The organism is Citrobacter sp. Cpo089, assembly GCF_030332695.1.
In the GTDB taxonomy this organism is placed as follows: Bacteria; Pseudomonadota; Gammaproteobacteria; order Enterobacterales; family Enterobacteriaceae; genus Citrobacter; species Citrobacter portucalensis.
In genome coordinates this window covers 1-25,049 of the sequence record NZ_JAOWHJ010000035.1, presented here as the reverse complement: position 1 = coordinate 25,049, position 25,049 = coordinate 1, and the positions used below count along the sequence as shown (strand labels likewise).

General features: G+C 52.1%; 21 protein-coding genes. 13 read left to right on the top strand and 8 right to left on the bottom strand.

Annotation, left to right across the window (positions count from 1 at the left end; translation table 11 throughout):
* Positions 1-10: 10 nt before the first annotated feature.
* From accB to acuI, 4 genes are all read right to left on the bottom strand, one after another.
* Positions 11-481, bottom strand: a complete 471-nt coding sequence (gene accB / locus OGX92_RS05615; protein ID WP_003025210.1) for an acetyl-CoA carboxylase biotin carboxyl carrier protein — start codon at positions 479-481, stop codon at positions 11-13.
* A gap of 392 nt (positions 482-873) precedes the next feature.
* Positions 874-1,473: a protein-methionine-sulfoxide reductase heme-binding subunit MsrQ gene (gene msrQ / locus OGX92_RS05610; protein ID WP_003828835.1), complete on the bottom strand. Its 600-nt coding sequence runs from the start codon at positions 1,471-1,473 to the stop codon at positions 874-876.
* Positions 1,474-2,478, bottom strand: coding sequence for a protein-methionine-sulfoxide reductase catalytic subunit MsrP (msrP, locus tag OGX92_RS05605; RefSeq protein ID WP_003828834.1), 1,005 nt, complete (start codon positions 2,476-2,478; stop codon positions 1,474-1,476). It abuts the gene before it with no gap.
* 119 nt (positions 2,479-2,597) lie between these two features.
* Positions 2,598-3,572: an acrylyl-CoA reductase (NADPH) gene (gene acuI, locus OGX92_RS05600; protein ID WP_003828832.1), complete on the bottom strand. Its 975-nt coding sequence runs from the start codon at positions 3,570-3,572 to the stop codon at positions 2,598-2,600.
* 225 nt (positions 3,573-3,797) lie between these two features.
* Here acuI and csrD point away from each other — a divergent pair, with 225 nt between their 5' ends.
* From csrD to tldD, 8 genes are all read left to right on the top strand, one after another.
* Positions 3,798-5,738 carry an RNase E specificity factor CsrD gene (gene csrD / locus OGX92_RS05595; protein ID WP_048236872.1) on the top strand — a complete coding sequence of 647 codons (1,941 nt, stop codon included), beginning with the start codon at positions 3,798-3,800 and terminating at the stop codon, positions 5,736-5,738.
* A gap of 306 nt (positions 5,739-6,044) precedes the next feature.
* Positions 6,045-7,088: a rod shape-determining protein MreB gene (mreB, locus tag OGX92_RS05590; protein WP_000913396.1), complete on the top strand. Its 1,044-nt coding sequence runs from the start codon at positions 6,045-6,047 to the stop codon at positions 7,086-7,088.
* Between the two features lie 66 nt (positions 7,089-7,154).
* On the top strand, positions 7,155-8,177 hold the full coding sequence (gene mreC, locus OGX92_RS05585; RefSeq protein ID WP_003828827.1) for a rod shape-determining protein MreC: 1,023 nt from the start codon (positions 7,155-7,157) through the stop codon (positions 8,175-8,177).
* Entirely contained in the window at positions 8,178-8,666 is a 489-nt protein-coding gene (gene mreD / locus OGX92_RS05580; RefSeq protein WP_003025196.1) for a rod shape-determining protein MreD, read from the top strand. It begins immediately after the preceding gene.
* A gap of 7 nt (positions 8,667-8,673) precedes the next feature.
* Entirely contained in the window at positions 8,674-9,267 is a 594-nt protein-coding gene (locus tag OGX92_RS05575) for a Maf family protein (protein ID WP_032945152.1), read from the top strand.
* Complete coding sequence (rng, locus tag OGX92_RS05570) at positions 9,257-10,726, top strand: ribonuclease G (RefSeq protein WP_003025190.1); 1,470 nt, start codon at positions 9,257-9,259, stop codon at positions 10,724-10,726. The genes OGX92_RS05575 and rng overlap by 11 nt, the downstream gene beginning before the upstream one ends.
* 111 nt (positions 10,727-10,837) lie before the next feature.
* The gene (yhdP, locus tag OGX92_RS05565) at positions 10,838-14,638 is read left to right on the top strand and encodes an AsmA2 domain-containing protein YhdP (protein WP_286586312.1); all 3,801 of its coding nucleotides are present in this window, start codon (positions 10,838-10,840) and stop codon (positions 14,636-14,638) included.
* Between the two features lie 163 nt (positions 14,639-14,801).
* Positions 14,802-16,247 (top strand): metalloprotease TldD, encoded by a 1,446-nt coding sequence (tldD, locus tag OGX92_RS05560; RefSeq protein ID WP_003025183.1) that lies wholly within the window; start codon positions 14,802-14,804, stop codon positions 16,245-16,247.
* A gap of 86 nt (positions 16,248-16,333) precedes the next feature.
* On the opposite strand, the gene aaeR is transcribed toward tldD, so the two are convergent.
* Positions 16,334-17,263: an HTH-type transcriptional activator AaeR gene (gene aaeR / locus OGX92_RS05555; RefSeq protein ID WP_003828817.1), complete on the bottom strand. Its 930-nt coding sequence runs from the start codon at positions 17,261-17,263 to the stop codon at positions 16,334-16,336.
* A gap of 184 nt (positions 17,264-17,447) precedes the next feature.
* Between aaeR and aaeX the strand changes: the two genes are divergently transcribed.
* The 4 genes from aaeX (at position 17,448) to OGX92_RS05535 (ending at position 20,962) form a co-directional block, all read left to right on the top strand.
* Entirely contained in the window at positions 17,448-17,651 is a 204-nt protein-coding gene (gene aaeX, locus OGX92_RS05550) for a p-hydroxybenzoic acid efflux pump operon protein AaeX (protein WP_003828816.1), read from the top strand.
* A gap of 7 nt (positions 17,652-17,658) precedes the next feature.
* Positions 17,659-18,591 carry a p-hydroxybenzoic acid efflux pump subunit AaeA gene (gene aaeA, locus OGX92_RS05545; protein WP_003828814.1) on the top strand — a complete coding sequence of 311 codons (933 nt, stop codon included), beginning with the start codon at positions 17,659-17,661 and terminating at the stop codon, positions 18,589-18,591.
* Between the two features lie 5 nt (positions 18,592-18,596).
* Positions 18,597-20,564: a p-hydroxybenzoic acid efflux pump subunit AaeB gene (gene aaeB, locus OGX92_RS05540; RefSeq protein WP_003828813.1), complete on the top strand. Its 1,968-nt coding sequence runs from the start codon at positions 18,597-18,599 to the stop codon at positions 20,562-20,564.
* A gap of 119 nt (positions 20,565-20,683) precedes the next feature.
* Entirely contained in the window at positions 20,684-20,962 is a 279-nt protein-coding gene (locus OGX92_RS05535) for a barstar family protein (protein WP_003025168.1), read from the top strand.
* A 57-nt stretch (positions 20,963-21,019) separates the two neighbouring features.
* Here OGX92_RS05535 and yhcN read toward each other — a convergent pair whose 3' ends face one another.
* Together yhcN and argR are read right to left on the bottom strand one after the other, a co-directional pair.
* Entirely contained in the window at positions 21,020-21,286 is a 267-nt protein-coding gene (gene yhcN / locus OGX92_RS05530; protein WP_003828812.1) for a peroxide/acid stress response protein YhcN, read from the bottom strand.
* Positions 21,287-21,662: 376 nt separating this feature from the next.
* On the bottom strand, positions 21,663-22,133 hold the full coding sequence (gene argR, locus OGX92_RS05525; protein ID WP_003025162.1) for a transcriptional regulator ArgR: 471 nt from the start codon (positions 22,131-22,133) through the stop codon (positions 21,663-21,665).
* Between the two features lie 436 nt (positions 22,134-22,569).
* Here argR and mdh point away from each other — a divergent pair, with 436 nt between their 5' ends.
* On the top strand, positions 22,570-23,505 hold the full coding sequence (mdh, locus tag OGX92_RS05520; RefSeq protein ID WP_008785953.1) for a malate dehydrogenase: 936 nt from the start codon (positions 22,570-22,572) through the stop codon (positions 23,503-23,505).
* A gap of 137 nt (positions 23,506-23,642) precedes the next feature.
* Here the strand turns inward: mdh and OGX92_RS05515 are convergent.
* A protein-coding gene (locus OGX92_RS05515) for an IS3 family transposase (RefSeq protein ID WP_174785198.1) occupies positions 23,643-25,000 on the bottom strand; the annotation gives its coding sequence in 2 pieces (ribosomal slippage) (positions 23,643-24,538 and positions 24,538-25,000; 1,359 coding nt in all).
* Between the last annotated feature and the right edge of the window lie 49 nt (positions 25,001-25,049).

The window sequence follows — 25,049 nt, the reverse complement described above, 5'->3', positions numbered from 1 at the left end:
GTTCGCCTCGTTATTCGATGACGACCAGCGGCTCGTCAAATTCTACCGGTTGACCACTTTCTACCAGAATCGCTTTAACTACGCCGGATTTGTCGGCTTCGATCTGGTTCATCATTTTCATGGCTTCAACGATGCACAGGGTATCGCCCGCATTCACTTTCTGTCCGATTTCGATGAACGCTTTAGCATCCGGGCTCGGGGTGCGGTAGAACGTACCAACCATTGGGGAGCGTACGATGTGACCACTGATTTCCGCTGCTGCCGGAGCTTCCATACTTGGAGAGGCAGTTTGTGCGACAGCGTTAGACAGAGCTGGTTGCTGCATCACTGGTGCAGCATAAGCCTGTTGCATCATCGGAAAACTTGCAGCTGGCGCTGCACGGCTGATGCGTACAGATTCTTCGCCTTCAGAAATTTCCAGTTCGGAGATGCCTGATTCTTCAACCAGCTCGATCAGTTTTTTAATCTTACGAATATCCATGAGTGGGTTCCGTACTCTTTGTTTAGTGAGATTGTGACAGGCGTTTTACCGCCGTCTGTATAGCATTTTTATAACAGTGAGTGACAAGATGCCACGCATCTCAGGCGCTGCACTGGGCGCTGCTGCCATTAAGTGAGATTGCCAGACTTGTTAGTCATTGTGCGGCTATCTTCTGCCATTTTCGGGTAAAAGACAAAATATACCTTCAATATGCGATTGTCACCCTTTCAGCGCCTTAAAAACGCTACCGGGGATAGCAAAGTCGCACATTATAACTATTTCGTAGCAATTGGCAGCTAAATACTGGTCTTATCAGGGAAGATAATCAACCGTTAACATGTAAAGAAAATCGGATCGTCAGTGTTTTGCAACGCACTGCACATATCGTGAAACTACCGCCACCACTGGCGAAACTTCTTGTAACGGCACGCTAACAGCACCGCAGCGATCGCTGCATAAATAATCGGTTGAGGGGAGATAATTTTAACCGACCACAGATAATGTATGGGTGTCAGGATCGCCACAAGATAGACGAAGTTATGCAAATACTGCCATTTTTTACCCAGCTTTCGCTGCGCAGCCTGCGTGGACGTTAAGGTGAGGGCGAATAATATGACCCAACTGGCAATGCCCAAGGTTAAATAAGGCCGCGTAATTAATTCCCGCCCTAACAACGCCAGATTATTAATGCCCAGTTCCAGTAATGCGTAGCTGGTTAAATGCAGCGTTGCCCAGGCAAAACACCATAGCCCTAACAGGCGACGTGTGCGTATCAATAATGGCTGTTTAGCGTAGCGCGCGAGTGGAGAGACCAGCAAGGTCGCCAGCAAGAATTTCAGAGCTGTCCTACCGGTAAAGTGCTGGATATCTTTGACCGGATCGGCGCTCAGGCCGCCGTGATTTACCGCCCAAAATAGCCAGATAAACGGCAAAAAACCGGCAAGATGCAGGCAAACTTTCAGCCCGGTAATGTGCTTTGCAGTCAGACGCACTTAAAAATTCTCCTGCAAATTGAGTCCGCGATACAGTGACGCAACCTCTTCGGCATAGCCGTTAAACATCAGCGTGGGCTGACGCTGTACGTCCAGAATACCGCCAGCGCCAATAAAACGCTCGGTGGCCTGGGACCAGCGGGGATGATCGACATGCGGATTCACGTTGGCATAAAACCCGTATTCATTGGGCGCGGCCAGATTCCAGGTTGTCGGAGGGCGTTCGCGCGTGAGTTTGATACTCACGATCGACTTAATGCCTTTAAATCCATATTTCCACGGCACAATTAAGCGAATGGGCGCGCCATTTTGTGGCGGAAGGGCTTTTCCATAAACCCCCACTGTAAGCAACGTGAGTGGGTGCATCGCTTCATCCAGACGCAGTCCTTCAACATAGGGATACTTCAACCCGCCGCCAATAAAGCGATCTTTTTGTCCCGGCATTTCCTCTGGTGCGTACAGCGTTTCGAACGCGACATACTTCGCATTGCTGGTGGGTTCCACCTGCGCCAACAGTTTATGTAACGGAAAGCCAATCCATGGCACGACCATTGACCAGGCTTCCACACAGCGCATCCGGTAAATCCGTTGCTCCAGCGGGAAACGGGTGGTCAAGGTGTCGTGATCGAGAGTGAGTGGTTTGGCGACCTCACCACTGATTTTTAATGTCCATGGATCGGTTTTCAGGCTACCCGCGTTGGCTGCTGGATCCGCTTTGTCGAGACCGAATTCATAGAAGTTGTTGTAGCCAGAAACTTTATCCGCTGGGGTTAAAGGAAGCGAATTTTGCCAGGCGGCGGGCTTGCTGAAATTAAGCGGCTTTCCTGCGGGCGCGGGCGGGCGGTCATTACCCTTAAACCAACTCAGAAGGTCAGCCTGCGCAGAGTGGGGTAAAGACAACGCGGCTGCGCTGATCCCTAATGCTTTCAGCACCTGGCGACGCTGCATAAAAAAAGCCGACTCGTCAGTGACGTCGGCTTCTGTAAATGGACGTAATTTCTTCATAACAGACTCCCGGCTTACGCGTCATAACTGACAGGGGACGCGTAGTTAATATGGCAGGGAGTCTGTAGATGTGCCGCGAAATTTCGTTAATTAAGTGTAAATTTCTGCGCCAGGGTCTGTTACTTCACCTTCACCAGCGTACGGCCTTGCACCTGGTTATTGATGATGGCATCGGCGAACTTCGGCGCATCCGCCAGCGTAATTTCCGTTGCCGCCTGAGCATAGAAAGATTCCGGCAGATCCTTAACCAGACGCGCCCAGGCTTCTGCACGGCGTGCCGGCGGGGTCATCACCGAGTCCACTCCTTGCAAACGAACGTTACGCAGAATGAATGGCATCACCGTGGTTGGCAGAGCGAAACCGCCCGCCAGACCGCAGGCAGCAACACAGCCGCCGTAGTTCATCTGCGCGAGGACTTTCGCCAGAACTTTGTCGCCAACGGTATCCACCGCGCCAGCCCACAGCTGTTTTTCCAGCGGACGAGACTCGGCAAACTCATCGCGACCAAGAATACGGTTTGCGCCCAGGCTTTTCAGGTAGTCGTGGGTGCTTTCACGGCCCGAAACCGCCGCAACCTGATAACCCAGCTTATGCAGTAACGCAACGGCCGTGCTGCCCACGCCTCCGCTGGCGCCTGTGACGACAATCTCACCGTCTTGCGGACGAATTCCTGCATCTTCAAGCGCCATGACGCAAAGCATGGCGGTAAAGCCAGCGGTACCGATGACCATGGCTTTACGTCCATCCAGCCCTTTTGGCAGCGCAACCAGCCAGTCGCCTTTCACGCGTGCGCGTTCTGCCAGTCCACCCCAATGATTTTCACCCACGCCCCAACCGGTCAGTAAAACCTCCTGACCCGCATGAAAACGGGGATCTTCGCTTGCGCGCACGGTACCGGCGAAATCGATACCAGGAATCATCGGAAAATTACGAATGATTTTTCCCTTGCCGGTGATAGCCAGGGCGTCTTTATAGTTCAGGCTTGACCAGTGGACATCCACCGTCACATCGCCTTCCGGTAGCTGATTTTCGTCGAGGGGTTGAACGGATGCGAGGGTTTTTCCGTCCTGCTGTTCTAAGATCAAAGCCTGCATAACCTGTCCTCAATTCGTATAGTGGATTGGAAAATTAATAATGAAGACTATACTCGCTAATCAAAACATGATGCCGATTCTGCGCAATAAATTGCCAGATATACCTGATTTGGTAGTATGCCCTCACAGTTTGTATAAATTGACGGATTTTGCCTTCAGTTTTGCATTTTAGAGTCGATTTATTACTTTCAGGCCTGTTTCATAACTGTCGGAGTTAACACAAGGATGCGATTAACGACGAAATTTTCAGCTTTTGTCACGCTGCTTACTGGGTTAACGATCTTCGTGACTCTGATCGGCTGTTCGCTGAGTTTCTACAACGCTATTCAATATAAGTTCACCACGCGCGTTCATGCGGTCGCGACGGCGATTGATACGCATCTGGTCTCCAGAGATGTCGTTGCGTTAACCCCGCAAATCGATGAGCTGATGGTTTCTGTTGATATCGTGCGCATCGAACTGTTGCAGGGCGGAAATGTGGTGTATGACCACTCACGCACCAGCAGCTACCGACCGGCAGGGACGAACAATCTCTACCGCGAGATTACCGTACCGTTGGTCAAGCATCCGGGTATGTCATTGCGTCTGGTTTATCAGGATCCAATGGGTAACTATTTCCATTCGCTACTGACCACCGCACCGCTCACGATAGCCATTGCTTTCATTATTCTGATGCTCTTTTTGTCTGTGCGCTGGCTTCAGCGCCAGCTTTCAGGTCAGGAACTGCTGGAGATTCGTTCCACGCGTATTCTGAACGGCGAGCGTGGACCGAACGTGCGGGGAACGGTCTATGAATGGCCTGCGCGTACCAGCAGTGCGCTCGATATGCTGCTGACTGAAATTCAAAATGCCCGCGAGCAACGCAGCCGCCTGGATACGCTGATTCGTTCCTATGTCGCGCAGGATACAAAAACCGGGCTAAGCAACCGCTTGTTCTTTGATAACCAACTGGCCACGCTGCTGGAAGATCAGGAAAAAGTAGGCTCGCATGGCGTCGTGATGATGGTGCGCCTGCCGGATTTTACGCTGCTGCGCGATAGCTGGGGAATCACCCTCGCAGAAGAACAAATCTCGACGCTGATCAATTTGTTGTCGACTTTTATGACGCGATATCCGGGCGCGTTGCTGGCGCGCTACCACCGTAGCGATTTTGCTATCCTGCTGCCACACCGCACGTTGAAAGAGGCGGAAAGCATTGCCGGGCAATTATTAAAAGCGGTAGATGCACTTCCGGCTAATAAAATGATCGATCGTGCCGATATGGTTCATATTGGCATTTGCGTTTGCCGCAGCGGTCAGTCGCCGGAGCAAGTGATGGATCATGCTGAAGCCGCCACCCGGAATTCGGTATTGCAGGGCGGAAATAGCTGGTCGGTCTATGATGACTCGCTGCCGGAAAAAGGTCGGGGCAACGTACGCTGGCGAACGCTTATCGAACAGATGCTTAGCCGGGGCGGGCCGAGAATTTATCAAAAGCCTGCCGTAACGCGTGAAGGCCGGGTGCACCATCGGGAGTTGATGTGCCGTATTTTTGATGGCAACGAAGAGGTCATTTCGGCGGAATATATGCCGATGGTCCTGCAATTTGGTCTGGCAGAAGAATATGACCGTTTGCAGATAAGCCGTCTGATCCTGCTTTTGGGCTACTGGCCGCAGGAAAATCTGGCGATGCAGACAACGGTTGAATCGCTTATTCGTCCACGTTTTCAGCGCTGGCTGCGTGATACGCTGATGCAGTGCGAAAAATCATTACGCAAACGCATAATTATTGAACTTGCTGAGGCAGATGTCTGTCAACATATCAGCCGGTTACAGCCCGTCATCAGATTGATGAATGCGCTGGGCGTGCGTATTGCCGTTACGCAGGCGGGGTTAACGCTGGTGAGCACCAGTTGGATCAAAGAGCTTAACGTTGAGTTATTGAAGCTGCATCCAAGTCTGGTGAGGAACATTGATAAGCGAACGGAAAATCAGCTTCTGGTTCAAAGCCTGGTGGAGGCCTGTTCGGGAACACCCACGCAGGTTTACGCCACGGGCGTACGTTCGCGTAGTGAGTGGCATACGCTGACAGAACGCGGAGTTGCAGGTGGGCAAGGGGATTTTTTTGCCGCATCACAACCACTTGACACTAACGTGAAAAAATATTCGCAAAGATACTCGGTTTAACCTGCCGTTTAATTTGTTTTCACGTAGAATAACGCGCGCTGTGCCTTCTGGGGGTGTGCTTGCCTGCTCGCCAGGTTGTAACAGCAAACATGCAGGTGAATGACCTTTGACAGGTTGCAAACAAAAGCGAGGAGTGCTGCTGATTTATTCAGCCCTGATGGACTCAGGCCGGTTTTGTAACAAAGGAAACGAACTGCACTAATTTTCACCGTAGCAGATGATTTTTGCGCCTTGTCGCTGCTGCGTGTGGTTGGTAAAGTAAGCGGATTTTGTTTTCCGCCCCAGCTTTCAGGATTATCCCTTAGTATGTTGAAAAAATTTCGTGGCATGTTTTCCAATGACCTGTCCATTGACCTGGGTACCGCGAATACCCTTATTTATGTAAAAGGACAAGGCATCGTATTGAATGAGCCTTCTGTTGTGGCCATTCGTCAGGATCGTGCCGGTTCGCCGAAAAGCGTGGCTGCAGTAGGTCATGATGCGAAGCAGATGCTGGGTCGTACGCCGGGCAATATCGCTGCAATTCGCCCAATGAAAGACGGCGTTATCGCTGACTTCTTCGTGACTGAAAAAATGCTCCAGCACTTTATCAAGCAAGTGCACAGCAATAGCTTCATGCGCCCAAGCCCGCGCGTACTGGTGTGTGTACCGGTTGGAGCAACTCAGGTTGAACGCCGTGCGATCCGTGAATCAGCTCAGGGCGCAGGTGCTCGTGAAGTCTTCCTGATCGAAGAGCCGATGGCGGCCGCGATCGGTGCGGGTCTGCCAGTTTCTGAAGCAACCGGTTCAATGGTTGTGGATATCGGTGGCGGTACCACTGAAGTTGCCGTTATCTCCCTGAATGGCGTGGTTTACTCCTCTTCTGTCCGTATTGGCGGCGACCGCTTCGATGAAGCCATCATTAATTATGTTCGTCGTAACTACGGTTCCCTGATCGGTGAAGCGACCGCAGAACGTATTAAACACGAGATCGGTTCCGCTTATCCGGGTGACGAAGTGCGCGAAATCGAAGTTCGCGGTCGTAACCTGGCTGAAGGCGTTCCGCGCGGCTTTACCCTGAACTCCAACGAGATTCTGGAAGCCCTGCAGGAACCGCTGACCGGTATCGTGAGCGCAGTAATGGTTGCACTGGAACAGTGCCCGCCGGAACTGGCGTCTGACATCTCCGAACGCGGTATGGTGCTGACCGGTGGTGGTGCGCTGCTGCGTAACCTTGACCGTCTGTTAATGGAAGAAACCGGTATTCCAGTTGTTGTTGCTGAAGATCCGCTGACCTGCGTGGCGCGCGGCGGCGGCAAGGCGCTGGAAATGATCGACATGCACGGCGGCGACCTGTTCAGCGAAGAGTAATCGGATGCAGGTTGGGTAGCCCCCGCGGGTTGCCCTTCCGCTCTGATACGAGAATACGCATAGACTATGAAGCCAATTTTTAGCCGTGGCCCGTCGCTACAGATTCGCCTTATTCTGGCGGTGCTGGTGGCGCTCGGCGTTATTATTGCCGACAGCCGCCTGGGTACGTTTAGTCAAATCCGAACGTACATGGATACCGCCGTCAGTCCTTTCTACTTTATCTCAAATGGTCCTCGTGAATTACTCGACGGCGTGTCGCAAACGCTGGCTTCGCGTGACCAACTCGAACTTGAAAACCGTGCGTTGCGTCAGGAACTGCTGCTGAAAAACAGCGAACTACTGATGTTGGGGCAATACAAACAGGAGAACGCGCGTTTGCGTGAGCTGCTGGGATCGCCATTGCGTCAGGACGAACAAAAGATGGTGACGCAGGTCATCTCAACGGTTAATGACCCTTACAGCGATCAGGTCGTGATCGACAAAGGGAGTGTTAACGGCGTCTACGAAGGTCAGCCGGTTATTAGCGACAAAGGCGTAGTAGGCCAGGTCGTGGCGGTGGCTAAACTGACCAGCCGCGTGTTGCTGATTTGCGATGCGACGCATGCGCTGCCTATTCAGGTACTGCGTAATGATATCCGCGTAATCGCTGCGGGTAACGGTTGCACCGACGATCTTCAGCTCGAACACCTGCCGGCCAACACCGACATTCGCGTTGGCGATGTGCTGGTCACCTCGGGTCTGGGTGGACGTTTCCCTGAAGGTTATCCGGTTGCTGTTGTTTCTTCCGTTAAGCTGGACACTCAGCGCGCTTATACTGTGATTCAGGCTCGCCCGACTGCGGGTCTGCAGCGTCTGCGCTATCTGCTGCTGTTGTGGGGTGCCGATCGTAATGGCGCAAACCCGATGACGCCGGAAGAAGTACACCGCGTTGCTAATGAACGTCTGATGCAAATGATGCCGCAAGTTCTGCCTGCACCAGATACCATGGGACCGCCTGCGCCGATGCCAGCACCTGCAACAGGCGTGGCTCCAGCGCCCGCAGATACCACGCCACCACAACCTGCTCCGCGTAAGCCGGGAGGACAGTAAGTGGCAAGCTATCGTAGCCAGGGACGTTGGGTGATTTGGCTCTCGTTCCTTATTGCACTGTTGCTGCAAGTCATGCCCTGGCCGGATGACATTCTGGTTTTCCGGCCAAACTGGGTGCTGCTCATCTTGTTGTATTGGATCCTGGCGCTGCCGCATCGCGTAAATGTGGGCACGGGATTTGTGGTGGGTGCCATACTGGATCTCATCAGCGGCTCCACGCTTGGCGTGCGCGCATTGTCGATGAGTATCATTGCTTATCTGGTCGCGCTGAAATTCCAGCTATTCCGAAACCTCGCGCTCTGGCAACAGGCGCTGGTGGTCATGTTGTTATCACTGGTCGTGGATATTATTGTTTTCTGGGCCGAGTTTTTAGTGATCAACGTCTCTTTCAGACCTGAAGTGTTCTGGAGTAGTGTAGTGAATGGTGTGCTTTGGCCATGGCTATTCTTACTGATGCGTAAAGTCCGTCAGCAGTTTGCGGTGCAATAAGGTTGATATGAATACTCTGTATCTTGCTTCAGGTTCTCCACGTCGTCAGGAGTTGCTCGCTCAGCTTGGTGTTACGTTTGAACGACTGGTCCCAGGGATTGAAGAACAGCGGCACCCGCAGGAAAGCGCGCAGCAGTACGTTTCCCGTCTGGCGCGCGAAAAAGCGCAGGCTGGCGTAGCGCTGGCCCAGCGCGATTTGCCGGTATTGGGTGCGGATACCATCGTTATCCTTAATGGCGAAGTGTTGGAAAAACCGCACGACGCCGACCATGCCGCAGTAATGCTGCGCAAACTGTCGGGCAAAACGCATCAAGTTATGACGGCCGTGGCACTGGCCGATCGCCAGCACAGTCTGGACTGCCTGGTAGTGACGGAAGTGACATTCAGAGCACTAACCGATGAGGACATCGCGGGCTATGTTGCCAGCGGTGAACCAATGGATAAAGCAGGTGCATACGGTATTCAAGGGTTGGGTGGCTGTTTTGTCAGGAAGATAAATGGCAGCTATCACGCCGTAGTCGGCTTACCGCTGGTAGAAACGTATGAGTTGCTGACCAATTTTAACGCACTGCGTGAGAAAAGGGATAAACATGACGGCTGAATTATTGGTAAACGTAACGCCATCGGAAACTCGGGTGGCTTACATTGATGGCGGTATTCTGCAGGAAATTCATATTGAACGTGAGGCGCGACGCGGAATCGTAGGCAATATCTACAAAGGTCGTGTAAGTCGTGTACTTCCGGGTATGCAGGCGGCTTTTGTAGATATTGGACTGGATAAAGCCGCATTTCTTCACGCTTCTGACATCATGCCGCACACCGAATGCGTGGCGGGTGAAGAACAAAAACAGTTCACTGTACGCGACATTTCTGAACTGGTGCGCCAGGGTCAGGATCTGATGGTGCAGGTGGTAAAAGATCCGTTGGGAACTAAAGGCGCACGCCTGACGACGGACATCACGCTACCTTCCCGTTATCTCGTCTTTATGCCGGGTGCTTCGCACGTTGGCGTATCCCAACGTATCGAAAGCGAAACCGAACGCGAACGCCTGAAAAAAGTGGTGGCGGATTACTGCGATGAGCAGGGTGGCTTCATCATTCGCACGGCGGCGGAAGGCGTATGTGAAGAGGATCTGGCCTCGGATGCTGCCTACCTGAAGCGCGTCTGGACGAAAGTCATGGAGCGTAAAAAGCGCCCGCAAACGCGCTACCAGATGTACGGTGAATTGGCCCTGGCACAGCGCGTGTTGCGTGACTTTGCCGATGCGCAGCTTGACCGCATCCGCGTCGACTCCCGTCTGACCTATGAGGCGTTACTGGAATTTACGGCGGAATATATCCCCGAGATGACCAGCAAGCTGGAACATTACAGCGGGCGCCAGCCTATTTTTGATCTCTTTGACGTTGAGAATGAAATCCAGCGCGCGCTGGAACGCAAAGTTGAGCTGAAGTCCGGCGGCTATCTGATTATCGATCAAACCGAAGCGATGACCACCGTCGATATCAACACCGGCGCGTTTGTTGGGCATCGTAATCTCGACGACACTATCTTTAATACTAATATTGAAGCAACGCAGGCCATTGCTCGTCAGCTGCGTCTGCGTAACCTCGGCGGTATTATCATTATCGATTTTATCGACATGAATAATGAAGATCACCGTCGCCGGGTGCTGCACTCCCTGGAGCAGGCTCTGAGCAAGGATCGCGTAAAAACCAGCATTAACGGTTTTTCACAGCTGGGCCTGGTGGAGATGACGCGCAAACGCACACGTGAAAGCGTGGAACATGTACTGTGCAACGAGTGTCCGACCTGCCATGGGCGTGGTACGGTGAAAACGGTGGAAACCGTATGCTATGAAATCATGCGCGAAATCGTGCGCGTACACCATGCATATGACTCCGATCGTTTCCTGGTTTATGCCTCTCCGGCAGTGGCTGAAACCCTGAAAGGTGAAGAGTCACATGCGCTGGCGGAAGTTGAGATCTTTGTCGGCAAACAGGTCAAAGTACAAATCGAACCGCTGTATAACCAGGAGCAGTTCGACGTCGTCATGATGTAAATCGTGTAGTGGCACCCGCGCATGTAGGCCGGATAAGGCGCAAGCGCCGTTATCCGGCAATATTCACTCAAGGGGTGTGAGTCATATTTTTTGGTAGACAAGGAGAGGCGCGTGAGGCGATTGCCGGGGATTTTACTGCTCACTGGAGCCGCATTCGTTGTCATCGCAGCGCTGCTGGTCAGTGGACTGCGCCTTGCGTTACCTCATCTTGATAGCTGGCGTCCGGCCATTCTTGGCAAGATTGAATCCGCCACAGGTCTACCTGTTTCCGCTAGTCAGCTTTCTGCCAGCTGGCAAAATTTCGGTCCTACGCTTGAAGCGCGCAATATCCATGCGCAGCTGAAAGATGGGGGAGAATTTTCGGTAAAGCGCGTCACGCTGGCGCTGGATGTCTGGCAAAGTTTGCTGCACATGCGCTGGCAGTTTCGCGATCTCACCTTCTGGCAACTGCAGTTGCGCACCAATACGCCTATCCAGCGCAGCGAAGGCGGAGATGGGATTGAAACCGGCCATCTCAGCGATCTCTTCCTGCGTCAGTTTGATCATTTCGATCTACGCGACAGCCATATCAGCTTTATAACCCTCTCAGGTCAACGTGCTGAACTGGCGATCCCCCAGCTTACCTGGTTGAATGGTAAAAATCGGCATCGCGCCGAGGGTCAGGTCAGCCTCTCCAGCCTGACCGGACAGCACGGCATTATGCAGGTGCGTATGGATCTGCGTGATGACGAAGGGCTGTTGAATAACGGTCGAGTTTGGCTGCAGGCAGACGACATCGACGTCAAACCATGGCTGGGCAAATGGATGCAGGATAATGTCGCGCTACAAACCGCGCGTTTTAGCCTGGAAGCATGGATGACGATCAGCAAAGGCGTCGTTTCTGGTGGCGATGTCTGGCTAAAAAAAGGCGGGGCAAGTTGGCTGGGTGAAAATCGTACGCACACGCTCTCCGTCGATAATCTGACGGCGCACATCAGCCGTGAAGAAGCGGGCTGGCAATTCTCTATTCCCGATACCCGTATCACCATGGATGATAAACCCTGGCCGAGCGGGGCATTAACGCTGGCCTGGATCCCTGAGCAGGAAGTCGGTGGCGAGAATAACAAACGCAGTGATGAGCTACGCATTCGCGCCAGTAATCTGGAACTGGCCGGGTTAGAAGGACTGCGTCCGATGGCGTCCAGGTTATCGCCTGCGCTGGGTGATATCTGGCGGGCCACGCAACCCAGCGGCAAAATAGATGTGCTTGCGCTGGATATCCCGTTACAGGCGACAGAAAAAACCCGCTTCCTGTCCTCGTGGACCGATTTGGCCTGGAAACAGTGGAAGCTGCTGCCGGGGGCAGAACATTTCTCCGGTACGCTTGCGGGAAGCGTTGAAAATGGGGCGCTCACCGCCTCCATGAAACAAGCAAAAATGCCGTATGAAACCGTCTTCCGCGCGCCGCTGGAAATAGAGAACGGCGTGGCGACGCTAAGCTGGCTGAAGAATGATAAAGGCTTCCAGTTAGACGGGCGCAACATTGATGTTAAAGCGAAAGCGGTACATGCGCGCGGTGGTTTTCGCTATCTGCAACCGGCTGATGATGATCCATGGTTGGGCATTCTGGCAGGCATCAGCACCGACGATGGCTCTCAGGCCTGGCGCTACTTCCCGGAAAACCTGATGGGCAAAGAGCTGGTTGACTACCTCAGCGGCGCTATTCAGGGCGGCGAGGCGGATAACGCCACGCTGGTGTATGGCGGTAACCCGAATCTGTTCCCGTATCTGCACAACGAAGGGCAGTTTCAGGTCCTGGTGCCGCTACGCAATGCGAAATTTGCTTTCCAGCCCGACTGGCCTGCGCTAACCGATCTTAATATCGAACTAAACTTCATTAACGATGGCCTGTGGATGAAGACGGATAGCGTCAATCTGGGCGGCGTGAAGGCCAGTAACCTGACGGCTAATATTCCCGACTATGCAAAAGAAAAGCTGCTGATTGATGCCGATATCAACGGGCCAGGCAAGGCGGTTGGACCTTATTTTGATGAGACACCATTGAAGGATTCTCTCGGCGCCACGCTGGAACAGTTGCAAATTGACGGTGATGTGAATGCTAGCTTACATCTTGATATTCCGCTAGACGGCTCGCTGGTTACTGCCAAAGGCGACGTCAACCTGCGTAATAACAGTCTGTTTATTAAACCGCTCGACAGCACGATGAAGAATTTGAATGGTAAATTCAGCTTTATCAACGGCGATCTGAAGAGCGAGCCGATGACGGCGAACTGGTTTAATCAGCCGCTGAACGTCGACTTCTCCACCACCGAAGGGGCGAAAGCCTATCAGGTAGCCGTGAACCTGCAAGGCGACTGGCAACCAACCCGCATGGGGATTTTACCGGCGCAGGTCAACGATGCGTTACGTGGCAGCATGGCGTGGAATGGCAAGGTGGGTATCGATCTTCCGTATCATGCCGGGCCGACCTACGACATTGAGCTAAAGGGTGACCTGAAGAATGTAAGTAGTCACTTACCTGCTCCGCTGAATAAAGCGGCCGGTGAGGCGTTGCCGGTAAACGTTAAGGCTAACGGCAATCTGCGCAGCTTTGAACTGACCGGTAATGCTGGCAGTAAGAACCACTTTAACAGCCGCTGGTTGCTGAATCAGAAACTGACGCTTGACCGCGCTATCTGGACGTCGGAAAGCCGCACTGTGCCCGCGTTACCCGATCAGCAAGGCATTGAGCTTAATCTTCCCCCTATGGATGGCGCGCAATGGCTGGCATTGTTCCAAAAAGGCGCAGCGGATAACGTTGGCACTAATGCCAACTTCCCACAACGCATCACCGTGCGTACGCCATCGTTATCCCTGGGCGGTCAGCAGTGGAATAATTTGAGTATTGTGTCTGAGCCTGCGAGCAATGGCTCTATCGTACAGGCGCAGGGTCGTGAAATTAACGCCACGCTGGCGATGCGCAATAATGCGCCATGGTTGGCCAATATTAAGTATCTTTATTACAACCCCAGCGCGGCGAAAGCGTCACCGGGCAACACACCAGCCTCGCCGTTTTCCGCCGTGGACAACTTCAGCTTCCGCGGCTGGCCGGACCTTCAGTTACGCTGTGCCGAGTGCTGGATGTGGGGACAGAAATATGGGCGTATTGACGCCGATGTAGCAATTAAAGGCGACACGCTAACGCTGAGCAACGGTCTGTTGGATACGGGATTTGCCAGACTGACCACCGATGGCGTGTGGGTGAATGCGCCGGGCAAAGAACGAACGTCACTGAAGGGTAAACTGAGCGGTAATAAAATTGACTCCGCTGCCAGTTTCTTTGGCGTATCGACCCCGATTCGTAACTCTTCGTTCAACGTGGAGTATGACCTGCACTGGCGTAACCCGCCATGGGATCCGGATGAAGCTTCGCTGAATGGGATTTTGCGTACCCGGTTGGGCAAAGGTGAGCTTACTGAACTCAGCACCGGACATGCGGGGCAACTATTGCGACTGCTGAGCTTTGATGCGTTGCTACGTAAACTGCGTTTTGATTTTAGCGATACCTTCAGTGAAGGTTTCTATTTCGACTCGATTCGCAGTACGGCGTGGATCAAAGATGGCGTGATGCATACCGACGACACGCTGGTGGACGGTCTGGAGGCAGACATTGCGATGAAAGGCTCAGTGAACCTGGTCCGTCGGGAGCTGGATATGGAAGCCATTGTCGCGCCTGAAATTTCTGCCACCGTAGGGGTTGCCGCTGCGTTTGCTGTCAATCCGATTGTCGGCGCGGCGGTGTTTGCTGCCAGTAAGGTTCTGGGACCATTGTGGAGCAAAGTTTCGATTCTGCGCTATCGCATCACCGGTCCGGTCGATAAGCCGCAGATTAACGAAGTTCTGCGCCAGCCGCGCAAAGAAAGCCAGCAATGATTTGACGGGGGCGAGTAATTGCCCCAATCTCAGTACAGTGATCTTCTACCGCAGTCCGTAGGCCGGAAAAGGCGTTCACGCCGCCATCCGGCATTGAAGTGCCTGATGGCGACGCTGGCGCGTCTTATCAGGCCTACAACAGAAACTAATGAGTACCAAAACGATGAGTCTGAACCTGGTAAGTGAACAATTGCTAGCGGCGAATGGCCTGAAACATCAGGATCTGTTTGCCATTCTGGGCCAACTGGCCGAACGCCGTCTTGACTACGGCGATCTCTATTTTCAGTCGAGCTATCACGAATCCTGGGTTTTAGAAGACCGCATCATTAAAGACGGTTCTTACAATATCGATCAGGGTGTTGGCGTGCGCGCCATCAGCGGCGAAAAAACAGGGTTTGCCTATGCAGACCAGATTAGCCTGCTGGCGCTGGAGCAAAGTGCTCATGCTGCCCGTACTATCGTGCGTGACAGCGGTGACGGCAAAGTAAAAACGCTGGGAGCGGTTGAGCATCAGGCGCTTTACACCTCGGTTGATCCGTTACAGAGCATGAGCCGCGAAGAGAAACTGGATATTCTGCGTCGCGTTGATAGCGTGGCCCGTGCCGCCGACAAACGCGTCCAGGAAGTAACCGCCAGCCTGACCGGTGTTTATGAACTGATCCTGGTAGCCGCGACCGACGGTACGTTGGCCGCTGACGTTCGTCCGCTGGTACGCCTGTCCGTAAGCGTACAGGTGGAAGAAGATGGTAAGCGCGAGCGCGGTGCCAGCGGTGGTGGCGGTCGTTTTGGCTATGACTATTTCCTGGGCGACCTCGATGGTGAAGTCCGTGCTGACGCGTGGGCGAAAGAGGCCGTACGCATGGCGTTGGTTAATCTGTCCGCAGTAGCAGCGCCTGCTGGTACGCTGCCGGTAGTACTCGGCGCTGGCTGGCCTGGCGTTCTGTTGCATGAAGCGGTAGGTCATGGTCTGGAAGGCGACTTTAACCGTCGTGGTACCTCGGTATTCAGCGGTCACATGGGTGAGCTGGTGGCGTCGGAACTGTGTACCGTTGTGGATGATGGCACAATGGCGGACCGTCGTGGCTCTGTGGCTATTGATGATGAAGGCACTCCGGGTCAGTACAACGTGCTGATCGAAAACGGTATTCTGAAAGGCTACATGCAGGACAAACTGAACGCGCGCCTGATGGGCGTTGCGCCAACGGGTAACGGTCGCCGTGAATCTTACGCGCACCTGCCGATGCCACGTATGACCAACACCTACATGCTGCCTGGGAAATCCACGCCGCAGGAAATCATCGAATCCGTTGAATACGGTATTTATGCGCCTAACTTCGGCGGCGGCCAGGTGGATATCACCTCCGGGAAATTCGTGTTCTCGACGTCTGAAGCGTATCTGATTGAAAACGGTAAAGTAACCAAACCGGTGAAAGGCGCGACGCTGATTGGGTCTGGTATCGAAGCGATGCAGCAGATTTCAATGGTAGGTAACGACCTGAAGCTGGATAACGGGGTTGGTGTGTGCGGTAAAGAAGGGCAGAGTTTGCCGGTGGGCGTGGGCCAGCCGACGCTGAAGGTGGATAACCTGACGGTAGGTGGTACTGCATAACATCATGATGTATGCCCGATAAGCACTAGTGCTATCGGGCATCTTTCCGGACGCGGTGTCAACGCCTTATCCGGCCAATGCTCTTTTTATTTCTCTTTTCCCCGGCCGTACATCCCCTGAAAAAGCTGCGCCACATCGACAAAATAATCCGTCAGATAGTTAATCACTACCTGGACCTTGAGCGGCAATTTGTCTTTTTCGGTATACAGCGCATAGACCGGACGCGGATCCGACTGGTAGCGGGGAAGGAGGATCTCCACTTCGCCACGATTGATCTCATTGATCACCCACATCAGCGGCACATAGGCAATGCCCGCACCCGCAGCCAGCCAGCGCACCAATGTCATCGGATCGTTAGTCACAAAACGCCCCTCTGGTATCAGACGGGTGGAAATTCCTTCCGGAGCGATAAGCTCGAATTCATTATCCGGGCGCACGCTGTATTCCAGCCACGAGTGGTTGCTGAGATCGGCGGGTTTCTCCGGGGCACCAAACTGTGCGAGATAGCTTTTAGCCGCGCAGACTACCATCGGCATGGCGCCCAGGCGACGCGAGAACAGACTGGAGTCCTGCAACGCACCGACGCGGATAACCACGTCCAGACCATCGGCGATTAAATCCGGTGCCGGGATGCCTGTTACCAGATTTACCGTCAGACCGGGGTATTCCTTCAGCATTGTCGCGGTCAATCCGGCGAGGACATTTTGTGCCATGGTTGAAGAACAACCAATGCGCAGCGTGCCGATGGGCGTGTTGTTAAAGGCATAAAGCTGCTCGTGAACATCCTGCGCTTCGTGCAGCATTCTCCGGCAGCCCTGGTAGTAGATTTTACCGGCTTCGGTCAGCCCAATGCTGCGTGTACTGCGGTTTAGCAGCTTAACCTGTAGCTCATCTTCCAGTTTGGAGACCGTCTGGCTTATCGATGAAACGCTCATTTGTAGCTGTCTTGCGGCGGCGGTGAAGGAACCCAGTTCGACGACTTTGGCGAACACCGACATACGTTTTAATCGTTCCATTGTTCACTCTGGCTTAAAAGTGATTTAGATCACATAATATAGATAACAGCATAACAGTTACGTTAATATATTATTATTCAAATAACAGCTATGTCGCTCTCGCCTGGCTCATCCTTGCCCTTCTCTGCGGTGACATACGCTAGAAAATCTATCACCTGCACTCTCTTAAGTTACCAAGGTCAACATGAGTCTGTTTCCCGTTATCGTGGTGTTTGGTTTGTCCTTCCCACCGATTTTTTTCGAATTACTTTTGTCACTGGCGATTTTCTGGCTGGTGCGCCGGATGCTGGTTCCAACCGGCATCTATGATTTTGTCTGGCATCCGGCTCTGTTTAACACCGCGCTGTATTGCTGCCTGTTCTATTTAATAACGCGCCTGTTCGTTTGAGGTTGAAGTGAAAACACTAACAAAAAAACTCTCCCGTACGGCCACGACTCTCGTACTGGTCATTCTGGCCTTCATCGCTATTTTTCGCGCATGGGTGTATTACACCGAGTCGCCATGGACACGTGATGCGCGTTTCAGCGCGGAAGTTGTCGCTATTGCGCCGGATGTTGCGGGTCTTATTTCCAACGTTAACGTCCATGATAACCAACTGGTGAAAAAGGATCAGATTCTGTTCACCATCGATCAGCCACGCTACAAGAAAGCCCTTGAGCAGGCCGAAGCTGATGTTTCTTATTATCAGGTTCTGGCCCAGGAAAAACGCCAGGAAGCTGGTCGTCGTAACCGCCTGGGCGTGCAGGCCATGTCTCGTGAAGAGATTGACCAGTCAAACAACGTCCTGCAAACCGTATTACACCAGCTTGCGAAAGCACAAGCGACCCGCGACCTGGCAAAATTAGATCTGGAACGTACCGTCATTCGCGCACCAGCAGACGGTTGGGTCACTAACCTGAACGTTTATAGCGGCGAATTTATTACGCGTGGTTCCACAGCGGTGGCACTGGTCAAACAGCATTCTTTCTATGTGCTGGCTTATATGGAAGAAACCAAACTAGAAGGCGTTCGCCCTGGATATCGTGCTGAGATCACCCCGCTTGGCAGTAATAATGTCTTAAAAGGCACCGTTGATAGCGTGGCGGCGGGGGTAACAAATGCCAGCAGTACGCAGGATGCAAAAGGTATGGCGACCATTGATTCAAATCTGGAATGGGTGCGCCTGGCGCAGCGTGTACCGGTGCGAATCCGCCTTGATGAGCAGCAGGGAACTCTGTGGCCTGCCGGGACGACGGCTACCGTTGTCATTACCGGTAAGCAGGACCGTGATGCAAGCCAGGAGTCCTTCTTCCGTAAAATGGCGCACCGCCTGCGTGAGTTTGGTTAATCGCGATGGGTATTTTCTCCATTGCCAACCAGCATATCCGCTTTGCGGTAAAACTGGCATGCGCGATTGTACTGGCGCTGTTCGTTGGTTTTCACTTCCAACTTGAGACTCCGCGTTGGGCGGTGCTGACTGCAGCTATTGTGGCGGCAGGCCCGGCCTTTGCTGCGGGTGGGGAACCCTATTCAGGGGCTATTCGCTATCGCGGCATGCTGCGTATTGTCGGGACATTTATCGGTTGTATTGCCGGACTGATCATTATCATCAGTATGATCCGCGCTCCGTTATTGATGATACTGGTGTGCTGTATCTGGGCCGGTTTTTGTACCTGGATCTCGTCACTGGTGAAGATCGAGAACTCCTATGCCTGGGGGCTTTCGGGCTATACAGCGCTGATCATCGTCATTACCATTCAGGCTGAACCGCTGCTGACGCCACAATTTGCGCTCGAACGTTGCAGTGAAATTGTGATGGGGATTGTCTGTGCCATTGTGGCCGATCTGCTTTTCTCTCCCCGTTCGATAAAACAAGAGATTGATGTTGAGCTGGACAGCCTGCTGGTGGCGCAATATCAACTGATGCAGTTGTGCATTAAGCACGGCGACAGCGAGGTTGTGGATAAAGCCTGGGGCGATTTAGTCCGTCGTACGGCAGCGCTGGAAGGTATGCGCAGTAACCTGAATATGGAGTCTTCACGCTGGGGGCGTGCTAACCGCAGGCTTAAAGCATTGAACACGCTGTCGCTCACGCTCATCACGCAGTCCTGTGAAACCTATCTTATTCAGAACACCCGACCGGAACTGATTACTGATACTTTCCGCGAGTTGTTCGATACGTCGGTTGAAACGGCGCAGGATGTCCATAAACAGCTGAAGCGGATGCGTCGGGTGATTGCCTGGACTGGCGAGCGCGAAACGCCGGTCACCATATACAGCTGGGCGGGGGCTGCGACGCGCTACCTGCTGCTCAAACGTGGTGTGGTGAGTAATACCAAGATTAGCGCTACGGAAGAAGAGATCCTGCAAGGTGAGCCGGTGGTGAAAGTGGAGTCTGCCGAGCGTCATCATGCGATGGTTAACTTCTGGCGTACCACGCTTTCTTGTGTGCTGGGAACCTTATTCTGGTTGTGGACCGGATGGACCTCCGGCAGCGGCGCAATGGTGATGATTGCGGTCGTCACCTCGCTGGCAATGCGTTTGCCAAATCCTCGCATGGTGGCGATAGATTTTATCTATGGGACGTTGGCAGCGTTACCGCTCGGAGCGCTCTATTTCCTGGTGATTATCCCCAATACGCAACAAAGTATGTTCCTACTGTGCCTGAGCCTGGCGGTGCTGGGATTCTTTCTGGGGATTGAGGTACAGAAACGACGGCTGGGATCGATGGGGGCGCTGGCCAGCACTATTAATATCATTGTGCTGGATAACCCGATGACCTTTCACTTTAGCCAGTTCCTTGACAGTGCGTTGGGGCAAATTGTTGGCTGCGTGTTGGCGTTTATCGTCATTCTGCTGGTGCGTGATAACTCTCGTGACAGAACGGGCCGCGTGTTGCTCAACCAGTTTGTCTCGGCGGCGGTTTCAGCGATGACCACCAACGTAGTCCGTCGTAAAGAAAATCATCTTCCGGCACTTTATCAGCAGCTTTTTTTGCTGATGAACAAGTTTCCCGGCGATCTGGCTAAGTTTCGCCTGGCGCTGACGATGATCATCGCGCACCAGCGCCTGCGTGATGCGCCGGTACCGGTAAACGAGGATCTATCCGCATTCCATCGCCAGCTTCGTCGAACTGCCGATCACGTAATTTCAGCAGGAAATGACGACAAGCGCCGACGCTACTTTAGCCAGTTACTGGAGGAGCTTGATATCTACCAGGAAAAATTAATTATCTGGCAAGCACCACCGCAGGTTACCGAGCCAGTAAAACGACTCAGCGGGATGCTGCACAAATACCAGCATGCGCTGGTCAGTAATTAAGAGTTGAAAACCGACGCTAAAAGCGTCGGTTTTTTTATGGCTATACTTACCTGAAAATGCGAGAGACCCCTGAATATTGGCGGTCTGTAGAGTAGCTGGCGTCGGGATGGTGGTTATAGATGAACATCTATACATTTGATTTTGACGAGATAGAAGATCAGGGCGATTTCTATCGCGAGTTCACGCGCACGTTCGGTCTGGCGCGGGAAAAGGTGGTTGATTTGGATTCTCTGTGGGAGGTGGTGATCGGGGAAGTCTTGCCGCTGCCGCTGGAAATTGAATTTGTCCATTTGCCTGACAAACTACGCAGGCGATACGGCGCATTGATTTTACTGTTCGATGAAGCGGAAGAAGAGCTGGAAGGGCAGTTGCGTTTTAACGTTCGTCACTCAATGTAAGACATAAAAAAGCCCCCGGCAGGCGGGGGCAAGTCGTCGGACTTAGACGACGAGGGTTTATTTGTAGAGTTCTGCAGTAGCGTGCCAGTGAGCACCTTCACGGAGTTCGGTGACGCGATAGCTGCTGGCGCCTGCTTTTTCAGCTTTAGCGGCGATGGCCTGGCGCATGTCCATTGGTGAACTACCGATCTGAGAGACGGAGACGCTACCGATGGATTGCAGATTCTGTGCTTCTTGTGAGTTCACCTGAGTAACCGCGGCGCTTGCACCGAAGGAGAGAACAGAAAGAAGGCTTAAGGTTGCAATAGTAGTTTTGATTTTCATGATATTTACCTCGTCGAATTCTTTTATTGGGGTCTATGTTTCGTGACCCTCATCACAAAATCAAGTATACACTAATCACTCGATAAATTAATACCACGCTAATTGTTTCATTGGGTTTTGAGTATTAAGAAAATTATTTCTTATAACCCAATGGAATTAAAAAGAGCATTTTAAACAGCTTGTACAAATTAAATTTAATTAAATCATGCAGATACTTGATTTTGCAAAATGTGCGTTTTTAAGGCTGCATATTCACCATGTGAATGTATTTTGATGGTTAAACGCACCATTTGTTAAATCAATAGCAGTGGAAAAGAGAAGGAGGGGGATGAAAAGAGAGTGTTTTCCCCCGCCGCGAGGCGGCGGGGAGGCGGTATTACAGTTCTTGTTCGAACAGTTCCAGAATGGCTTCGTACAGATCTTTTACCGTAAAACCCTTAGCTGGGGTGGTGAAGATGGTATCGTCACCGGCAATCGTACCCAGGATACCTTCCGCTTTCCCCAATGAGTCCAGCAGACGTGCAATCAACTGAGCAGCGCCGGGGCTGGTATGAATAACCACAACCGCATCGTTATAGTCGATATCCAGCACCAGATTTTTCAGCGGACTGGAGGTCGTGGGTACGCCCAGCTCAGCCGGAAGGCAGTACACCATTTCCATTTTCGCATTGCGGGTACGCACGGCGCCAAATTTGGTCAGCATGCGTGAAACCTTGGACTGATTGATATTATCAAAGCCCTGATCCTGCAACGCGAGGACGATTTCGCCTTGAGAGCTGAACTTTTCTTCTTTAAGCAGCGCTTTAAACGCCTTTACTAATTCTTCTTGTTTTGCCGAGCTTCGCATAAGTCACCCGTAATATGGCGGTAGAAACAACATTATTGTGCATACAGATGAATTTTTATGCAAACAGTCTGCCTTGTTCAAGGCTGAAATAATGTTATGAAAGAGCGGAATTTTATCAAATTTCGTTATCAAGAAACATGCCTGTGTCACGGCTCGCAAATAAGGTTAAAAGTAAATTAAATGTTATCAAATTGATGTTGTTTTGAGAGGTGGGTAGGGTATATTGTCAGCACCTGTTGGAAAGTTGCTCTACTGTGTGGGTGGTTTTGAATTACGTAACTTAGGTTTTATTTTACGTAAGTTAAATGCATAAAAGCCAAATTTGCGTGACTACGCATTCTTGACGCGTGGTTGTTGTATTCATTGGATTTGTGAATTAAGGTCGCCGCCGCGGAGCAATAGACATTTTGCTTATCAATATAATAAGGAGTTTAGGATGAAAGTTGCAGTCCTCGGCGCTGCTGGTGGTATCGGTCAGGCGCTAGCATTACTGTTAAAAACCCAACTGCCTTCAGGTTCAGAACTCTCCCTGTACGACATCGCTCCAGTAACACCTGGTGTGGCCGTTGATTTGAGCCATATCCCTACTGCTGTGAAAATCAAAGGCTTCAGCGGCGAAGACGCTACCCCTGCACTGGAAGGTGCTGATGTGGTACTGATCTCTGCGGGCGTCGCACGTAAACCGGGTATGGATCGTTCCGACCTGTTCAACGTCAACGCCGGTATCGTGAAGAACCTGGTCCAGCAAGTTGCTAAAACCTGCCCGAAAGCGTGTATCGGTATCATCACCAACCCGGTGAATACTACCGTTGCTATCGCTGCAGAAGTGCTGAAAAAAGCAGGCGTATACGATAAGAACAAACTGTTTGGCGTGACCACGCTGGACATCATCCGCTCCAACACCTTTGTTGCGGAACTGAAAGGCAAACAACCTGGCGACGTTGAAGTTCCGGTTATTGGCGGCCACTCTGGCGTAACCATCCTGCCACTGCTGTCACAAATTCCTGGCGTAAGCTTCACCGAACAAGAAGCCGCTGACCTGACTAAACGTATCCAGAATGCGGGTACTGAAGTTGTGGAAGCCAAAGCTGGTGGCGGTTCTGCAACCCTGTCTATGGGTCAGGCTGCTGCACGTTTCGGCCTGTCCCTGGTTCGCGCATTGAGCGGCGAAAAAGGTGTGGTTGAATGTGCTTACGTTGAAGGCGACGGCCAGTATGCTCGTTTCTTCTCTCAGCCGCTGCTGCTGGGTAAAAACGGCGTAGAAGAGCGTCAGTCTATCGGCAAGCTGAGCGCGTTTGAACAAAGCTCGCTGGAAGGCATGTTGGATACGCTGAAAAAAGATATTACTCTGGGCGAAGAGTTCGTTAAGTAACGCGAAGAAAGGCCTGCGTGTATTTGTAGGCCTGATAAGCGTAGCGCCATCAGGCATTACGTACTAACTCTCTACGATATCGCCTAATAAAAACCGGAGCCAACATGAACTGACCCCATAATGTTGGACAGTTTATTTTAAGCGGTTATCTGGGCCTGGGTTCGGTACTCTACCGGACTCAGGCCTTTCAGTTTCTGTTTTATTCTTTCATGGTTGTAATAGTGGATGTAGTCATCGATAGCCATGCGCAACTCGCTGATATTCTTGTGTTCCGTGAGGTAAAAACACTCAGATTTCAGTGTGCCGAAGAAGCTCTCCATCACTGCATTGTCATGACAGTTTCCCTTTCTTGACATGCTCTGTTTTAGACCCGCCTCCTTTAGCCGGTTCTGATAATGCGCCATCTGATATTGCCAGCCCTGATCTGAGTGGAGCAGCGGGTATTCGTTTTTGCCCAGTACAGATATAGCCTTCGACAGCATGTTATCCACCATCGACAGAAGAGGACGGGACTCCATCTGATACGCTACTATTTCTCCGTTATACAGATCCAGAACCGGGGACAGATACAGCTTTTCTCCGCTTATTTTAAATTCCGTGACATCTGTTACCCACTTCTGGTTGGGTTTATCCACACTGAACTGCCGGTTCAGTACATTACCCGCAACTTTCCCATGCCGGCCTTTGTAAGAGTTATATTTCTTCCTTCTGATACAACAGGTTAAATCTAACACCTTCATTAACCTCTGAACCGTTTTATGGTTCAGTAAGCTTCCTTCCCGGCGGCCAGCCAGCGTGATTCGCCTGTATCCATACCGTCCTTTATGTTTATGGAACAGCGTTAAAATATGCTGCTTATCATCGGCATATTTGTCTGGTTTTTTACCGTTGGCCAGTTGCCAGTAGAACGTGCTTCTTGCCAGTCCTGCAGCTTTTAACAAGCGTGCAAGAGGGAACTTCAGCCTTAACTCATTCACGACCTGCGCTTTATCCCGCGTCCTGACGTGCTTCTTTCCCTGAGTAAGGCCTGCAGCTTTTTTAGATATGCCACTTCAGCACGCAGTTGTTCAAGTTCCTCACGTTCATCCGGAGCAAGGGGGGTCTGCAAAGGAGGGACGGGGTGATTCTCAGGGCGTTCTGGCATCGTTTTTTTCCTGCGTCGACTGTCTGTAAGGGCTTCTAATCCCCCTTCATCATACAGTCGTTCCCACTGACTAACAGTGGAAAAGGCAGGGATAGTGAATTTTGCACAGACTTCGCGAACAGACAGCTGGTGTTCACGCATATGCAGGATAACGGACTCTTTAAAAGCAGGAGAATAGGTGAAATGCCGGGTTGTAAGCCCGGCTTCGCCATGGAGCTTCCAGGCGGCAGACCATTTACGAACGGCACTGTGATCGATACCAAAACGTTTTGCAGTCGCCTCCTGTCCTTCCAGCCCGGAAAGATAGTGCTGCACAACCTCAAGCTTGAAGCTGAGAGAATACTTGCTCATAAAAAACTGCACCTTACTTCGTTGGGTGTCCAACTTTTTGGGTGCAGTT

What these genes read in the sequence shown, in the direction of transcription:
- OGX92_RS05575 (WP_032945152.1), top strand. Translation starts at nt 8,674, where the DNA reads ATGAATACTCTGTATCTTGCTTCAGGTTCTCCACGTCGTCAGGAGTTG.
- msrP (WP_003828834.1), bottom strand. Translation starts at nt 2,478, where the DNA reads ATGAAGAAATTACGTCCATTTACAGAAGCCGACGTCACTGACGAGTCG.
- yhcN (WP_003828812.1), bottom strand. Translation starts at nt 21,286, where the DNA reads ATGAAAATCAAAACTACTATTGCAACCTTAAGCCTTCTTTCTGTTCTC.
- acuI (WP_003828832.1), bottom strand. Translation starts at nt 3,572, where the DNA reads ATGCAGGCTTTGATCTTAGAACAGCAGGACGGAAAAACCCTCGCATCC.
- aaeB (WP_003828813.1), top strand. Translation starts at nt 18,597, where the DNA reads ATGGGTATTTTCTCCATTGCCAACCAGCATATCCGCTTTGCGGTAAAA.
- OGX92_RS05535 (WP_003025168.1), top strand. Translation starts at nt 20,684, where the DNA reads ATGAACATCTATACATTTGATTTTGACGAGATAGAAGATCAGGGCGAT.
- tldD (WP_003025183.1), top strand. Translation starts at nt 14,802, where the DNA reads ATGAGTCTGAACCTGGTAAGTGAACAATTGCTAGCGGCGAATGGCCTG.
- rng (WP_003025190.1), top strand. Translation starts at nt 9,257, where the DNA reads ATGACGGCTGAATTATTGGTAAACGTAACGCCATCGGAAACTCGGGTG.
- mreB (WP_000913396.1), top strand. Translation starts at nt 6,045, where the DNA reads ATGTTGAAAAAATTTCGTGGCATGTTTTCCAATGACCTGTCCATTGAC.
- csrD (WP_048236872.1), top strand. Translation starts at nt 3,798, where the DNA reads ATGCGATTAACGACGAAATTTTCAGCTTTTGTCACGCTGCTTACTGGG.
- accB (WP_003025210.1), bottom strand. Translation starts at nt 481, where the DNA reads ATGGATATTCGTAAGATTAAAAAACTGATCGAGCTGGTTGAAGAATCA.
- mreC (WP_003828827.1), top strand. Translation starts at nt 7,155, where the DNA reads ATGAAGCCAATTTTTAGCCGTGGCCCGTCGCTACAGATTCGCCTTATT.
- aaeR (WP_003828817.1), bottom strand. Translation starts at nt 17,263, where the DNA reads ATGGAACGATTAAAACGTATGTCGGTGTTCGCCAAAGTCGTCGAACTG.
- aaeX (WP_003828816.1), top strand. Translation starts at nt 17,448, where the DNA reads ATGAGTCTGTTTCCCGTTATCGTGGTGTTTGGTTTGTCCTTCCCACCG.
- mdh (WP_008785953.1), top strand. Translation starts at nt 22,570, where the DNA reads ATGAAAGTTGCAGTCCTCGGCGCTGCTGGTGGTATCGGTCAGGCGCTA.
- argR (WP_003025162.1), bottom strand. Translation starts at nt 22,133, where the DNA reads ATGCGAAGCTCGGCAAAACAAGAAGAATTAGTAAAGGCGTTTAAAGCG.